Consider the following 15,243-nt stretch of genomic DNA (forward strand, 5'->3'; position numbering starts at 1 on the left):
TAAGTTATTAATCACAGAAGAATACGAATTTACCCTTATTTATGGAATGAAATCGATATGTTGGCAAAAAATATATCGACGTATACCAACATGCCTTTTTGGCTGGCAGATACGTCTTTGGCGAGCAAAATACACACAAATGCACGCTTTGAAATCCCACAAAAAGCCGACGCTGTGATTGTTGGTGGCGGCTTTACTGGAATCTCTGCGGCTATCACCTTGGCACGAGCAGGACTCAAAGTGGTTCTACTGGAAGCTGGGCATTTAGGCGAAGGCGCGAGCTGTCGAAATGGTGGTTTGCTTGGGCCAAGCTTCAGCAAATTAGGCGTCGATGGACTCGAACGCCAGTATGGTCGTGACAATGTTCATGAGACGATTCGTGAGAGCTTAGTAGCCTTTAATTGGCTAGTGGATTTTATCAAGGAAGAGCAAATTGATTGTGATTTGTCCTTATGTGGCCGCTTCCGTGGCGCGAGCCATCCGAGTCATTACGCCGGCTTGATTGAGCAAGCGGAAGAGCTCGCGAAGGTCGTGGACTTCCCAGCGATTGCGGTGAGCCGTCAGGATCAATTCGAAGAAGTGGGTTCTAACGCGTATCATGGTGGCGTGGTTTACCCGACTGATGGAACATTACAGCCCGCCAAGTTACACCGCGGACTTTGCCAAATTGCTCAGCAAGCAGGTGTGTTAATGCTAGAACACACCAAGGTGCGTGATGTTAGTAAACAGGGCGCTAGTTACAAGGTTCAGTACGATGGTGGTGTTATCGATGCCGATCAAGTGATTATCGCCACAAATGGCTACACAGGTGGCGAGTTTGATAAATTCAAACGTCGCATCATTCCTATTCGTTCTGCGATGATTGCCACTGAAGAATTACCTGAATCTGTGATTCGTTCCGTGAGCCCGAAATTACGCGCTCATGGTGGCACCGAGCGTTTGGTTGCCTATTATCGACCTTCGCCTGATGGCAAACGCATCTTGTTTGGCGGACGAGCATTTGGTCGTGGCGATCAGCCACAGCTGTATTCGAAATACCTACAGGACTTTATGATTCGTACTTTTCCTCAGCTGGAAGAGGCAAAAATAGATTACGCTTGGTCGGGCTATGTTGCCTACACCTTTGACCATGTGCCACACATCGGCAAAATGGATGACATGCACTACGCCATGGGCTACTGCGGTTCTGGTGTCGGTCGTGCGAATTATTTTGGTCGCAAAATAGCGCAGCAAGTGCTTAACCAAGTGGAAGGAAAAACGTCTTTTGACCAGTTCCCATTTAATACTCGTCCACTTTACACTGGCAAGCCTTGGTTCTTGCCAGCGATCATGAGATGGCACGACTTCGCCGACCGTCGGGGTTGGTAAAAGTATCAATTAGAAACGCCTGATTTCAATCTCTCAAAACCTCAGTTAACGACTGGGGTTTTATGATTTAAATCCTTGCCTTAGAAGAAGGTGTCGACTTTTGCCACAAGAAGAGTGTGTTCATTTATTATTGTATTTCTAGCAAGCGGTATCAAATTGTTTGTCCAATCGAATACAGACGTTTTTATAAATGAAATACTGCAGAAGGCTTAGTCTGTAGGTTGTTTTTTTTCAGTCTTCATAAACAGAAGCCGTCTCAAATAGTTATTTGAGACGGCTTCTAGGAGCTTTAAATAGGCGGTGTTAGCTTATTGCAGGCTACTTTCTGCTTGCTGAGGCGTTTCAACGGCACTGATACCTTGCTTAAGCAAGGCTAGACGCTCAATTTGAGAAAGAGAAGTAAGGTGGGAATAAAGCGGCGCTAAATAACCTTTTGCTTTAATTTCAAGGAATTTCTTATCAGAAAGGTTATTTAGACGCTCTTCATTGATCACGTAGCAACCGGTAACGTTTTTGATCTGATCGGCGGCTTTAACACGCATGTTTAGTGGCGTGAACAAGTTGTTCTCAGCTAAAAAGTGGCAAAAGGCTATAGTAAACACTTCCATTTGTTGTAGTTCGCCTAAATAGCGTTTTACATTTTCAATAACTTCCGTTGGCTCCCCTTGATCATTGAACAGTAGTTGACCGTCTTCTGTGCCCACATACTTACTGTCTTCATCAATGCATACAGTAAAGCTGTCTTGATCGGGATTTTTAGCCAAAGCGAATGGGTAGCGACGAATGATCGCAGGAACGTAAGACGCTTGCCATTTGCCATCTTCACCAATGAACAGGTTTTCGCCAGCATCTAGGCTAAGTAAAGCAACAGGTTTAAATTCATCCTGAGACTTGTCTTCTAAAAAAACAATCGGATATACCGATGCCGCTTTAACAAACTCATGCACCATTACCGACGCGATATGAAATTTGCTGGCAAAATCGAAATTTTCAATGGCCTTCACTTTTAAGTTAGCGTGCTGTTCTTTATTTATTGGTGTCAATTTAGTGAACATCGCATTAAGTCCTTTAGTATTCTTTTTAAAATTAGCAAGAGGAATTAGCATTAGTGTATTTTTATTAGGTTAATCTAACTTTATTTGAAAAGCGATAGAATAGACAATTGGTCTAAAGGCATATGCAATCATGTTCGGTAGTTTTGCCATTTTTTCACAACGAAACAATATGATGGAGTCCTATTTAGTGGTATTCAACCAGGTTATTTCCTTGCGATTCGTCTTATCTGATTGATTCAACATAAAACTCAGCTTTCACAGTAAAATATTACTTATTTGGCGTGTGTCTCGTTAAGCGTTTTTAGGATGTAATTTTTTAAATCTGTTGTGGAAATGTTTGCCGTACGAGGAGCATATAAAACAGCAATGTGGTCTTTTTCTAAGCGCAGACTCAGCGCATTCCAACGTTCGCTGCCTTGCCACTCTTCGCCACAAACAACTGTGTTAACGTTGAGCGATTTTATCCATTGAGCGGCGGCTTCGGTTTGAGACATGGGCGCGCTAACCAGATGGACTTCATCAACAACTGATAGTGCGCTGAGTATTGCCATGCGGTCTTGTTCAGACATGACCGGAGCATAGCCCTTACTTTGCTTGCCAAACGCATCAGGAGCGACACCAACCACCAGTGTATCGCCCTGTTGTTTGGCATGATTAAGATAATTGAGATGTCCCTGATGGAACAAATCGAAGTAACCTAATGCAAGTACTCGTGATGGCTGGGTTAGCTTGGTTGCCTGAGTCAGGCGCTCTGCGATGTCTGTCAGCATCGGATCGTCTGTTTGATGTCGTCGCAAGGTAGCCAGTATGCCAAGGGCTTTCTGTGTGTTGCCTTTACTCCATTCACCGTAAAGTCTTGAGTAGCCATAGCATAACGCGAGCCAAGAAAAGTGCCGTAAGTTAGCCGCTGATACGATAGTGTCAAAGTAGGGGTCTGGGACTCGCCAGTTTTCACCATACAATATTGCTAGAAATGCATCGGGTGCGCTTAGGTGCCATATTTCGCCTGCGGGAGAGTGTTTGCTGCTGAGTTTTATGGGAGGAAAGTAAGTAATGCGATTCCAATCAAAAGGAACTTGATCCATCCAAAGCCCTGAAATGGTTTCACCTGAGAGCGTTTCTGTTCCATAGCCACAAATATCCATGATGATGCCAGAGGAACGATGTTTGAAACAGCGGGGATTGATTAAACCATAAGAATGAGACACTTCCTGCCAGCCCAATGTCGTTAATACCTCGATGGCGTTGGACATTTGTAACCAGTCGATACCAATATCAATATCTTTATCGTTTTCTAACAATTGTCCTGTGCGTTCAAGGCCGAGTAAGGTACCCGCGGTGGCAAAGGCGTGAATCCCCTGCTGCTTTAGTTCTGCGAGTGTTGACCATAGTAATTCCTCGGCTTTGATACGATCAAACCCTACGAATGTTTTGACTTGTTTAGGAAGCACGGAAGTAGCAGCCGATGGTTGAAAACAACGCGCCCCAAGAGCCTGATAAAACGCCTGTGATGCTTGGGGTAGTAAGCGGTTTTGTTGATAACACAGGCCTAATGTGTGATAGGCCTCGTGCATGAAGGGCTTTTTACGTAATAACGTTTCAAGTCTCTGGATCCATGCACTTCCGGTACCGTCCAACACAGCCAGCTGGGCTAGGTAAATCTGTGGAATCACAAACTCGGGAGCGTGCTCATAAACACGTTGAAAAAGTGTTTTGGCGTCTTGATATTGCTCAGCTCGAAAATGCTGCAGGGCAAGTTTTATCGTGTCGTCAATCTTCATGTTTTTCCTATGAGAGGTGATGTCTTATCTGTTTTTAGAGCCAGTGTCTTGTTTTCAAAAAGGCATTGCTTGGAAGGGATCATGTAAAGATCTTAAGGCAATATTTTTAATAAGCAAACTACACGTTCTATTTCGTTAAAACCAAGTTGTTTGTGAAGGTTGACGCTTTTTTTGTTGGAGATCGGGGCGTCGCTGCCAAGTTCCTGAAAGCCTTGTTGTTTGGCCCATTCCTCGGCGGCGTGAATCAAGGCTTTGCCAATGCCTTGTCCTTGGCAATCTGGTGAAACAAACCACGCTTCGATGTAGGGCGTGGTTTGCTGGCTACTGCCGGGGACATTGTCGCGAAGATTCAGTTCGATAAAACCTATCATGTGTTGGTTGTCATCGAGTGCAACCAACACCTCTTGTACATTTGGATAGCTTCCAAGAAAGAAGGCATTAACTTCCGCTTGGCTGATGTCTTTGATTTCTGGCAGAAACTCGATTCTTAGCGCTGACCAAGCTGCGGCGTCTGTTGCTTGTATGGTGCGGATCTCGATTGTCATGTGATTAACCTTTTTAGTGGCAGCCTTGATTAGTCGTCTTTGGCGGCTTGTAACCGATTCAAATCAGCACTGGCGATGGCGTCTAAGTGTTGGGTGATTTTCTCGGCGCTCCAATCCCACCAAGCAATGTCTTGTAATGCTTGAATGGTTTGCTCGTCAAAACGGTATTTGATGATCTTGGCTGGATTGCCACCGACCACGCTGTAAGCTGGCACGTCTGATGTTACGACGGATTTGCTGGCGATGATGGCGCCGTTACCTATTTTCACGCCTGGCATGATGGTGGCGTCGTAGCCAATCCATACATCGCTACCTATATTCGTATCGCCTTTGTAGGGTAAATCTCCTGCCTTTGGCGCCGCTTTTTCCCAACCATTACCAAAGATGTAAAACGGATAAGTTGAGAACCCCGCATTAGCATGGTTCGCCCCATTCATAATGAATGTGACGTCTTTTGCGATGGCGCAAAATTTGCCGATAATGAGCTTATCGCCAATAAAATCAAAGTGATAAAGCACATTGTCTTCAAAACGTTCTGGCCCTTCAGGGTCGTCGTAATAGGTGTAGTCGCCAACGATGATATTGTCGCGGGTAATAAAGTTTTTAAGATAACCTACTTGTGGGAAGCCCTTCATCGGCTCTTTGTTATCTGGATTGGGTCCTTTCATATTGTCTCCTTGTTAAGTATTTCGATGGCAGATTGTCACATAACTGTCATTTATATGCTTTTTACTGTGTGTATAGTCAAAGGGAAAGTAATAAGGGAAAAACGTTATGGCTTCAACCCCAGTAGTGTCTTCGTTACAAGAGCATGTGTCTTTTCTCTTGCATGAGGTCGAAACACACTGCCATCTTGTGGAGCTTTTTTTTACTTCCAGTTCAACAGCGTTGCTGTCGAGTATTCGCGGTCGTCGTGGCTATGTGCAAGCGCTACGCGAAAAAGCCGATATTGAAACCGTGCGTTTATTAGAGCGCAGCAAAACCAATACCACCTTTCATGCTCAAGTAAGTGGCATGCATGCTCTGGTTATTGCTCTCGAGATGCTGACCAAGCATTGCTTCGATTGTATTCGAGAAGGTACGTTGTATGAGCCTTATAAACATCCAACAGGGCAAGAATGCCGCAAGCTGGTGAAACGTATAAGGCGTGCCTTACGTCTTGTGAAAGTTGGCGTGAGCGACAATCGTCGTCGTACTGGTATTAAATTAGGTCGACGCACTCACAAGTTGCTCGCCAGTTATAACGAGCTGCAAGCGCTCACTTTGCAAGCAAAGTTCGATTTGAGCAATGACCAGCTGCGTGCGGCGATTTTGAGCAATGTCAGTTTGAAACGCTTGATAGAGCAATTAGGTGTTGTGGCGGAAGCCTTGATTAAAGCGGATCTTGGCCAAGTCGCCACGTTGCAAAATTATCCTCATTTATTAGACAGTGCGACGAACCTGAATTACGACCTACGAGACTTAAGAGTACGACGTTTGGCGTTAACTCGCTCAGGCAGTGCGATTGCTGCGATTACTCACAAAGATGAGTCTGGCAATGATGTGCTTGCAGTTTATAAAGAAGGTGATCGTTCCAAAATTGAAGAAGAAGTGGCTGGCGTGAATCAATGGCGCGATATTGACCCTCGGCTCGCCCCAAGCGTTCTTTGTCAGACAGGCACATCTCAAATCAATGGGAAGAGCGATGATAGCAATGAACAATCGTCTTTATTGATCGAACATATTCCGGGAAAAACCTTGGAAGCTCTGTTGCTTGCTGGCGATCAAGTCGGCACAAAAGCCGCGTTGAAAGCCTTATTTAAAACCCTGAACCAAACGTGGAAAGTTAGCCTGACGCCTGAGTCTTGTACGGCGAATTTCATGGGACAACTGCAAAAGCGTATTGGGGACAGTCGCAAGGTTCACCCTGAGTTTTTTAAAGATGAAGAACGCATTTGTGGCTACACCAGTCTAAGCTTTGATGAGTTAGTTCGTCGCGTGGCGATACAAGAAGCTCAATGGCGAGCACCGTTTTCCGTGCTGACTCATGGGGATTTTAACGTCGATAATCTGATTTACGATGACGCAGAAAAGCGTGTCTATTTTATCGATCTGCATCGCGCGTCTTACTTTGATTATGTGCAGGACTTGTCGGTGTTAATGGTCTCGATTTACCGCTTGCAGGTGCTAAGTGGCGAGACGCGAACACAAATGATGGAAAGTGCCAAAGAGGTGTATCGCTTTGGTCGACGCTTTGCTTCTCGTCAACAAGATGCCACCTTTGAAGTGCGCTTAGCTGCAGGCCTTGCTCGTTCGTTTGCTACTTCCACACGCTTTATTTTTGATAAAAAACTGGCTTCTCGAATGCATTTACGCGCCCGATATTTGCTGGAGCATTTAGCCAAATTATCACCAGAACAAGCCCAAACATTTACTTTACCACTTAAGGAGCTTTACGTTGAATAAGTTGAAAATCGGGGTGGTTGGTATCCCTGGAAAATGGTCCACAGAAGTATTGGCGGATCGCCTTGAAGAGCGTACTGGCTTTCGTGCCGTGATCGATATGAGCAAAGTGGAATTACGCTTAGACACCAATCAGCTGATGTTCCAAGACTTAGATTTGATGACGCTGGATGGTTTGATCATCAAGAAGATCAGCGAAGTGTATTCGCCAGCGACGGAAGATCGCATTCATCTGCTGTCTTATGCCGAGCGCGCAGGCGTCAAACTGTTTAGCCCAACGGCAAGCGTCGGTAACTTGGTGAATCGTTTGAGCGGCACCTTGGCTCTGCAGAGGGGCAATATTCCCATGCCGAAAACACGCATCACCGAAAGCCCAGAGCAAGCGTTTGCCACGGTGCGTGAGTTTGGTTCAGCAATTCTAAAACCGCTGTATTCCACCAAAGCTCGCGGCATGGTCATGTTAACCAAAGACGACAGTGACGAATTTGTCCATAACGCTTTGGAAGAGTATCGTCAGAGTCAGTCCATTTATTATATTCAGCAAACCGTGAAATTGGATGGTCGAGATTTGGGTATGGTATTTGTTGGCGGTGAATACCTGTGTACTTACGCGCGTGTTGGCAATAAAGACTCTTGGAACACCACGATTAATAGTGGTGGAAAGTATGAAATGTTTGAGCCTGATGCCACGCTGATTGAATTAGGTCGTCGAGCACAATCTTGCTACGACCTGAGTTTTACCACGGTGGATATTGCCTTGACGGATCAAGGTCCTGTTGTATTTGAAGTATCGGCCTTTGGCGGTTTTAAAGGCGCGTTAGAAGGCTGTGATATAGATGCAGCCAGTGTTTACGCGGACTATATTTTAAAGGAATGTGTTTCACAAGAAGGTGTTTCACAAGAATGCACTCTAAAGGAGACTACATCATGATTAAAACCTTATTAAATTTGCCTCATGTGGATGAAGCATTAAGTCATTGTAGCGAAACAATTCGCCTTCACTTTGCCGATTTGTCGGTTATCGTGCATTCGAATGAAGCTATGTTGTTGGCTGGCATTGCAGATTATTACCGCAGTTATTTGAAGGCAGAGGCGCACACGACAACATCCTTGAATGTGTATGTGATGGAGCAAAGTGCTGTAGGTGATGAATTGGAGTGGTTAGAAGTCCCACGCGAAGCAGGCAAGCAAGGACGAAAAGAAGGTTTCCTTGATGTTGCTGGTGGACGTTGGATTAAGAAATTCAAAACTGGCATGACGTTTTTACAACGGCCTGATCATACTGTTGCTGTTGGTCCTTGTGCGTCTAACTTGGCACAAATCGTCAACTTTATTAACAACCAGTTTTTGAATCATTATTTACGCCAAGGCTTTACCTTGGGTCATGCCTCAGCGTTTTGTGTAAACGGCGAAGTAACGGCTATTGCCGCTGGGTCTGGCGGTGGCAAATCTACCCTGATGCTACGTTGTCTTGAAAATCCCGAACGTGACTTTCTCACTAACGACCGACTGTTACTAAAAAATACAGGGCCAAAAAAAACAGAATTGAAGAAAACCGAGCAAGGTACGCAAACTATCGGCTTGGCAAAACTGCCGCGAGTAAACCCCGGTACTTTGCTGCATGCTGAGCGATTACGTCATATCTTGCCAGAAGATCGTCAACAAGCGTTACGTCAAATGCCGCAAAGTGAACTATGGTCATTAGAGGAGAAATACGATGTACAGATCGAAGATGAATACGGCCCAAACCGTGTTCGTTTAGCCGGAAATCTGTCGCGTCTTATTATGTTGGACTGGTCATTAGACAGCGCTGAACCGACGCAATTAGAGCCGGTTGATTTGTCTTCTCAGCCTGAAGCGATCGAAGGACTACGTAAACGTCCTGGGCCTTTTTATCAAGATAAATCTGGTGCTTTTGCAGATCTCAACGCCATTGATTCCGTAGAGCATTATTGCAGTGAGTTAGCGAATGTGAAGGTTTATCGACTCACTGGCAGGATTGATTTTGATCGAGCTTATGAGCTTTTAGACACTTTAAAATAAAGAAATCGAGGAGCTTTATGACAGCTTTCATCTTACTGTCATAAAGCTTTGTCACAGTAAAAGGCTTAGTCTATTTTCGGGCAGCCTGTTTTGTTTGAATTTTCTGACGAAAACCATCAACCAAAAGGTAATCATTTCTTATGCCGAATCCTATTTTGAGCCCTATTCCAGCCATAACGGATCGCCCCCATCACTCCGATATCATTGCGCGTTTACCGAGTGAATGGACGGCTTGGCCTCGAGATGAAAGCTCGGTAAACAGTCACGTTTTAGAGCCGAATGAAACTCCGTCTTTGTTCAAAAAGAGTAAGCTGCGCTGGCCAAAGCGTTCTGTGGTGTTTATTTCTGACCCTCATGCCGATGCGGTGGCTTTTGAAGATTCCTTGATTGCTGCTGGCGTAGCTGAACGCAAGAAAAAATCGGGCTTAGGACATCTTTCCCTGACGAAAAAAGGCAAACAGTCGGAAATTATTGTCGGTGGTGATTGTTTGGATAAAGGGCCGAGCAATCTCAAATTACTGCGCAGTGTTAAACAGCTTTATAAACTTAAAGCACGCGTAACCTTGTTGGCTGGCAACCACGACTTGCGCTTGTTGATGGGATTGTTAGCATTGGCGCGCAAGAAGGACGTGGGCAACCAACACTTTTTCGTACGCATGGGTAAAAAAGTCGTGCCGCTGTTTAATGAAGTCTTCGATGAATATTTAGCGGATACCCATTGGGATAAGAAAATTCCCGATGAAGAAACGTGTCGAGATCTACTTTTCCCCGGCGACGATTGGTTTAAAGAGTTTCCGTTTCATGCTGCAGGCTTTTTGACTGTGGAAGGTATCGATCGCGAAGTGCGCAAAATGGAATCTAAGAATCACAGTTTCGAGAAGCATTGCTTGTCAGCAGGATTGAGCTTGCGACAAGTGTATGCGACGTCGTTGAAATGCCAGCAGTTGTTTTTGCATAAAAAAGGCGAATTTAATTGGTTTTTCCGCAGAATGGAGTTGGTCGCCAAGCGTGGTTCCTTCTTGTTTTTGCATGCTGGTTTGGACGACAGTATGGGGCAAATGTTGCTGAAAAGCGGCACTAAGTACGCGAACAAAGCCTTCCACCGCAATTTAAAACGTCGCGATTTATTCAGCTTTTACTACAGTTCGATTGCCAATACCTTTCGGACAAAATACCGTGATGCCGATCTTCCGCTAACAGAGCGCGGTGTAAATGCGATTCACAAAGCCGGTATTCACGTAGTGGTGCAAGGTCATATCAACCGTCAGCAAGGCCAGCGAATTACCATCAAAAAAGGCTTGGTGCATGTGGAAGCTGATATCACCTTGGACTGCCATTCTCGTACCGCGGAAGGTTTAAAGGGCCACGGTATCGGTGCAACCTTGATCGGCAAGGACACTGGCATTGTCGGACTAAGTTGCGATTATCCAACCGTAAAAGTAATGACTGCTACTGAATTACAAGGAATCTACGGATAAACATTATGAAATCGAAAACAGAATTCAAATATGAAGCCTTATTGGATGCCGACGATATTCAAGACGTACTAAAAGCGCTGTCGAAAGGCTTGTCTAAAGGCAAACTGGAATTTAGTGAAGAAAAAGAAGGTTCCTTAACTCTCGATCCAAAGGGGCTAATGCGTCTAAAAGTCAGTGCCTCAGAAGACGAAGACAGTCAGCAGTTTGAAGTCAAAGTGCGTTGGGAAAAACGCCCCAAGCGTCTTAATAAAACTGTTCCTAATATTTTGTCTTGATGTTTTTGCTGCTGATGAAAATGATAAAAAAAGCCGCCTTCCTTAATTTAAACAGTCAGGCGGCGAAGTTGGGAGATAGTCGTTTAGATCAGTTAACACCTGTCATATTGTGAAGAGAGCCTTTAATCCCTTTTGCCGATACTAAGATAGGATTGCCTTTAAGCAGACCTTCACCTGATAAAAAGTTATTGGTTGCGCCACCAGCTTCATCCACCATGATCAGGCCTGCTAAACAATCCCATGAGTTGATGTGAGGTTCGTAGTAGCCAATCAAACGACCAGCCGCCACGTAAGCCAACATGAGCGCACCAGAACCGTTGCGAATAAACATGCCACCTTGGTTTAACAGCTTATCGATGAAGTTCACACATAGCGATGCTGGAACTCGGTGAGACGTACCTAAGCCCATCACGCCTTCTTGTACTGAATTCACTGTTAATGTTGCGACTCTTTTGTCGTTTACAAAACAGCCCTTTCCAGCCACGGCGCTAAATAGTTCGTTACTGTTTGGGTCAAAGATCAGGCCACAGGCAATTTTATCGTTCACCATGAGCGCAACGGAAATACACCAAGAATGCATGCCATTGAGAAAACACGCGGTGCCATCGATCGGATCAATGACCCACAAATACTGGTTGTCGCCTTTGGTAATACCTTGCTCTTCACCAAGAAAGCCATCTTGCGGGAAGTGCTCTTGTAAGCCTTCAATAATGGTGACTTCCACGTTGCGGTCAGCAATGCTGACCACGTCTTGTGGTTCCATTTTGGTTTCGACGATTAACTTTTCTCGATTTCGAAAATATTCCAGAGCTTGAGCTCCAGCGATTTTGATTACCTTTTCTGCTTGATTAAATCGGTCGAGAGCCGCTTGATCTATTAGGTTATGAGCTAAAAACATGAGGTGTACTCTCCACTCTAAGCCGTCTTAACTAATGCAAGACCGCGATTTGAAAACGCAATAGACACATCGGAACCGACGGGAATTGCTTGCTCAACACGATAGTCGACGACGAATAAGCTACCCACTTCGGAATCAACATCGTATTGCATTTGGTTGCCTAAGTAGGTAGCTCGTCTAACGGTGCCTGTAAGCCCAGTGGACTGCTGGTCTCGTAAGGATAAACGCACTGAACTTGGGTGCACCGCTAGCTGCACGCGGCCTTTGTCAAAGCCTCGTTGCGGTAAAGAACAGCGCAACGTGCCAACGGCAACGTCTGCGGTCTTTCCGTCTGTCGCGATGATGTCTGCTTCGATGAGATTGGCGTCACCAATAAAGTCTGCAATAAAGCTTGAGGCGGGCGCTTCGTAGAGTTCACGCGGACTGCCTTCTTGAGCAATTACCGAGCGATTCATCACGATAATACGATCTGATACAGCAAGTGCTTCTTCTTGATCGTGAGTAACATAAACAGCGGTTAAACCGATTTTTTGCTGAAGTTCGCGAATTTCTTCCCGAACATGGCGACGTAATTTTGCGTCTAGGTTTGATAGAGGCTCGTCAAGTAGCAGTACTTCAGGCTCTAGAACAAGTGCCCGAGCCACGGCAACACGTTGTTGCTGTCCGCCTGATAGCTCGCTGGGATAACGTTGCCCGTAGTCTGCTAAGCCAACCAGCTCCAATCCTTCTTCGCTCTTTTCCTTGGCTTCGATTTTATTAACGCCGCTGGCGTTTAAGCCGTAAGCAACGTTTTCGGCCACTGTCATGTGCGGAAACAAAGCATAAGATTGAAACACCATGCTGACGTCTCGGTCAGTGGCGGGTAGATGCGTAACGTCTTTATTGCCAATCATGATGCGGCCTGAGGTTGGGTGCTCTAACCCAGCCAACATGCGCAAAGTGGTGGTTTTCCCACAGCCGCTTGGCCCTAATAATGTGACAAGGTTGCCTGGCTCTATGGTGAAAGACACGTTATCAATGGCAGTGACATTGCCAAAGGTTTTAATGACGTTTTCGAAGCTCACTGAGCCTGGTTGATAATGAAGACTCATGCTTGTTTCTCCTTTAGAGAAGGACGGGAAAGAGAAGACGACTTGGTAGAATGAGAGATAGATGTCGTGCGTCTTAGACGGCGTTCTCCAACAAATAAATTAATAGCGATAATGGCTGTCAACATGACAAGAATCAGCACGCTACAGTACGCGATGGCAATACCAAATTCACCGTTTTCAACCAAGCCAATGATGTAAGACGTCGCCATATTGTGATCGGCACTGACGAGAAAGATCACCGCACTGACCGAGGTAATGGCGCGCACAAAGCTGTACACCAAAGCCGCGATGATGGCAGGACGTAGCAGAGGAAGTATCACGCGTCGGAAGGTCATTAAGCTGTTTGCACCTAAGGTAAGCGAGGCTTCGTCTAAGCTCTTGTCTAATTGACTCATGGCGGCAATACCACCACGTACACCAACGGGCATATTGCGGAAGACAAAACAGATAATCAGGATCACGCCTGTGCCAGTAAGCTCTAGCGGCGGCACGTTAAAGGCAAGGATATAGCTGATACCAATAACGGTGCCCGGAATTGCGAAGCTCAACATGGTGCCGAATTCAAAGGCATTTTTCCATTTGAACTGCTGGCGCACCAATAAGTAAGCGGTAAGCAAACCAACGATTGCCGTGAAAGGTGCTGCAATGGCGGAAATGCTTAGTGTCGTCCATAAGGAATCCCATGCTGCGCCTTCCCAGATCACACCAAACTCACCCCATCCGACAGAAAAAGCGTCTTGATAATGCTGCAAGGTAAAGCTGTTGTCGTAACCCCAGTTTTGAACAAAGCCACCAAACATAATCATTCCATAAATGACGATGGTTAATGCAGCCCAAGGCAAGGCCGTCATGTAGCAAGCTACTTTCATTCCGTGGTTTAAGCCCATGTAAGCACCGGAATCTGCTTTACCCGTTACCGTGGTATAGGATTTTTTACCGATCCAATGACGTTGAAGGAAGAACGCGCTTAAGGTGAAAATCAACAATAGAATGGCGAGGACAGCCGCATAACCTTGATCGTTTTGAGCACCGACAATGGCGAAAAATATCTCGGTGGAAAGCACGTCAAAGTCACCACCCAGTACCATTGGGTTACCAAAGTCGGCCAAACTTTCAATGAAGGCCAGTAAAAATGCATTGGCTAAACCGGGACGCATTAATGGCAGTGAAACATTGATAAAGGTGCGCCAGCGATCAGCGCGTAAGGTTTGCGACGCTTCTTCCATAGAAGGGCTAACGCCTTCCACCACGCCAATCAATACCAAAAAGGAAATCGGTGTAAAGGATAATACTTGAGCAAGTAATACGCCTGGCATGCCATACAGCCATCGACCTGGTTCAATATTAAAAGCATCGGCGAAGAATTGTGTCACTACGCCAGAACGTCCGAATAACAGAATCAGCGCTAAGCCAATTACAAAAGGAGGTGTGATAATAGGTAGAACAGTGAGCAGGCGTAAGGATCTTTTCCAGCGAAATCCTGTGCGGGTGACGACCAGCGCAAAAGACAAGCCTAGCAAGGTTGTTAATGTTGCTGTCAGAATTGCCAGCGTTAGGGAATTCCATGCAGTGCCGCAAGCGTAGCCGCCGCTGAGGCACGACAACGACCAAATATTATCGCTAAAGAACTTACCGAAAAACGCCGTTGGAGCAAACATGCCGTCGTTGTTCATGAAGGCGCTAATTAATACTTGGCTGACAGGGAAAAAGACAAATAAGCCAACCAACGCGACGATCAAACCAATGCTTCCGGTGACAAATACATCACCTTTCAAAAAGCCTGTAGCAGCAAGTCCAGTGGTTAAAAGTATCAGGAAGGACAAACCACATAGCATGGCACCATAGCCAAAACCATATTGTTGGTATTCTAGTTCGCCAAATAAGGACTCCAGTCCCGCAAATTGCCAACCACTGACGCCAATGGTGAAACCTTGGCCCATCATATAGATAAGGCCAAAAGCACCAGAATAGATTAGATAACGACTGTATCTAGGGTCGCTTTTCGTTAATGAAATTAGGCGCAAAGGCGCAATTAAAGGCAAGGCTAATGGCAGCAACCAAAGCTTATCACCAAGTATGCCTTGCAGAATTGTTGGGGCGTAGTAGAGGTCAGTAGGGTAACCGTCGGTTAACCAGACAAATGACCAAAAGCCATCTTCGAGCAGATACCACGGCATCAGTAAAAAACCGATCCAGCCGAGTAACAGCCACGGAATAAAAGAGTGTTTCACGATCGATACTCCAAACAGTAACTTGAGTCTCTGCTG

At 45.6% G+C, this 15,243-nt stretch carries 13 protein-coding genes; 6 read left to right on the top strand and 7 right to left on the bottom strand.

Going from position 1 to position 15,243, the window contains the following annotated elements:
* Positions 1–57: 57 nt before the first annotated feature.
* A complete protein-coding gene (locus CCS02_RS12645) occupies positions 58–1,368 on the top strand; it encodes an NAD(P)/FAD-dependent oxidoreductase (protein WP_100636749.1) in 1,311 nt (436 codons plus the stop codon).
* A 308-nt stretch (positions 1,369–1,676) separates the two neighbouring features.
* Here CCS02_RS12645 and CCS02_RS12650 read toward each other — a convergent pair whose 3' ends face one another.
* The 4 genes from CCS02_RS12650 to CCS02_RS12665 form a co-directional block, all read right to left on the bottom strand.
* Positions 1,677–2,423, bottom strand: a complete 747-nt coding sequence (locus CCS02_RS12650; RefSeq protein ID WP_100636750.1) for a SapC family protein — start codon at positions 2,421–2,423, stop codon at positions 1,677–1,679.
* A gap of 272 nt (positions 2,424–2,695) precedes the next feature.
* On the bottom strand, positions 2,696–4,204 hold the full coding sequence (locus tag CCS02_RS12655; protein ID WP_100636751.1) for an adenylyltransferase/cytidyltransferase family protein: 1,509 nt from the start codon (positions 4,202–4,204) through the stop codon (positions 2,696–2,698).
* Between the two features lie 92 nt (positions 4,205–4,296).
* Positions 4,297–4,749, bottom strand: a complete 453-nt coding sequence (locus CCS02_RS12660; protein WP_072838610.1) for a GNAT family N-acetyltransferase — start codon at positions 4,747–4,749, stop codon at positions 4,297–4,299.
* Positions 4,750–4,778: 29 nt separating this feature from the next.
* A complete protein-coding gene (locus tag CCS02_RS12665) occupies positions 4,779–5,417 on the bottom strand; it encodes a Vat family streptogramin A O-acetyltransferase (protein ID WP_072838609.1) in 639 nt (212 codons plus the stop codon).
* 106 nt (positions 5,418–5,523) lie between these two features.
* On the opposite strand from CCS02_RS12665, the gene CCS02_RS12670 reads away from it, so the two are divergent.
* From CCS02_RS12670 to CCS02_RS12690, 5 genes are all read left to right on the top strand, one after another.
* Complete coding sequence (locus tag CCS02_RS12670) at positions 5,524–7,194, top strand: phosphotransferase (RefSeq protein ID WP_100636752.1); 1,671 nt, start codon at positions 5,524–5,526, stop codon at positions 7,192–7,194.
* Positions 7,187–8,122, top strand: a complete 936-nt coding sequence (locus tag CCS02_RS12675) for a GAK system ATP-grasp enzyme (protein WP_100636753.1) — start codon at positions 7,187–7,189, stop codon at positions 8,120–8,122. Before CCS02_RS12670 ends, CCS02_RS12675 begins: the two co-directional genes overlap by 8 nt.
* On the top strand, positions 8,119–9,234 hold the full coding sequence (locus tag CCS02_RS12680) for an HprK-related kinase B (RefSeq protein ID WP_100636754.1): 1,116 nt from the start codon (positions 8,119–8,121) through the stop codon (positions 9,232–9,234). Before CCS02_RS12675 ends, CCS02_RS12680 begins: the two co-directional genes overlap by 4 nt.
* A gap of 140 nt (positions 9,235–9,374) precedes the next feature.
* A complete protein-coding gene (locus CCS02_RS12685; protein WP_100636755.1) occupies positions 9,375–10,712 on the top strand; it encodes a metallophosphoesterase in 1,338 nt (445 codons plus the stop codon).
* Between the two features lie 5 nt (positions 10,713–10,717).
* Complete coding sequence (locus CCS02_RS12690; RefSeq protein WP_011977997.1) at positions 10,718–10,987, top strand: amphi-Trp domain-containing protein; 270 nt, start codon at positions 10,718–10,720, stop codon at positions 10,985–10,987.
* Between the two features lie 88 nt (positions 10,988–11,075).
* Here CCS02_RS12690 and CCS02_RS12695 read toward each other — a convergent pair whose 3' ends face one another.
* From CCS02_RS12695 to CCS02_RS12705, 3 genes are read right to left on the bottom strand one after another with little or no spacing between them, the layout of a single operon-like run.
* A complete protein-coding gene (locus CCS02_RS12695) occupies positions 11,076–11,885 on the bottom strand; it encodes an inositol monophosphatase family protein (protein ID WP_100636756.1) in 810 nt (269 codons plus the stop codon).
* A gap of 17 nt (positions 11,886–11,902) precedes the next feature.
* Positions 11,903–12,976: an ABC transporter ATP-binding protein gene (locus CCS02_RS12700; protein ID WP_072838603.1), complete on the bottom strand. Its 1,074-nt coding sequence runs from the start codon at positions 12,974–12,976 to the stop codon at positions 11,903–11,905.
* On the bottom strand, positions 12,973–15,207 hold the full coding sequence (locus tag CCS02_RS12705; protein WP_232728873.1) for an ABC transporter permease: 2,235 nt from the start codon (positions 15,205–15,207) through the stop codon (positions 12,973–12,975). The genes CCS02_RS12700 and CCS02_RS12705 overlap by 4 nt, the downstream gene beginning before the upstream one ends.
* Between the last annotated feature and the right edge of the window lie 36 nt (positions 15,208–15,243).

It is taken from the genome of Marinomonas sp. ef1 (genome assembly GCF_002806845.1).
Classification (GTDB): domain Bacteria; phylum Pseudomonadota; class Gammaproteobacteria; order Pseudomonadales; family Marinomonadaceae; genus Marinomonas; species Marinomonas polaris.

Coding starts and splice junctions, on each gene's coding strand:
- CCS02_RS12665 (WP_072838609.1), bottom strand. CDS start 5,417: ATGAAAGGACCCAATCCAGATAACAAAGAGCCGATGAAGGGCTTCCCA.
- CCS02_RS12690 (WP_011977997.1), top strand. CDS start 10,718: ATGAAATCGAAAACAGAATTCAAATATGAAGCCTTATTGGATGCCGAC.
- CCS02_RS12700 (WP_072838603.1), bottom strand. CDS start 12,976: ATGAGTCTTCATTATCAACCAGGCTCAGTGAGCTTCGAAAACGTCATT.
- CCS02_RS12655 (WP_100636751.1), bottom strand. CDS start 4,204: ATGAAGATTGACGACACGATAAAACTTGCCCTGCAGCATTTTCGAGCT.
- CCS02_RS12650 (WP_100636750.1), bottom strand. CDS start 2,423: ATGTTCACTAAATTGACACCAATAAATAAAGAACAGCACGCTAACTTA.
- CCS02_RS12695 (WP_100636756.1), bottom strand. CDS start 11,885: ATGTTTTTAGCTCATAACCTAATAGATCAAGCGGCTCTCGACCGATTT.
- CCS02_RS12670 (WP_100636752.1), top strand. CDS start 5,524: ATGGCTTCAACCCCAGTAGTGTCTTCGTTACAAGAGCATGTGTCTTTT.
- CCS02_RS12645 (WP_100636749.1), top strand. CDS start 58: ATGTTGGCAAAAAATATATCGACGTATACCAACATGCCTTTTTGGCTG.
- CCS02_RS12660 (WP_072838610.1), bottom strand. CDS start 4,749: ATGACAATCGAGATCCGCACCATACAAGCAACAGACGCCGCAGCTTGG.
- CCS02_RS12685 (WP_100636755.1), top strand. CDS start 9,375: ATGCCGAATCCTATTTTGAGCCCTATTCCAGCCATAACGGATCGCCCC.
- CCS02_RS12680 (WP_100636754.1), top strand. CDS start 8,119: ATGATTAAAACCTTATTAAATTTGCCTCATGTGGATGAAGCATTAAGT.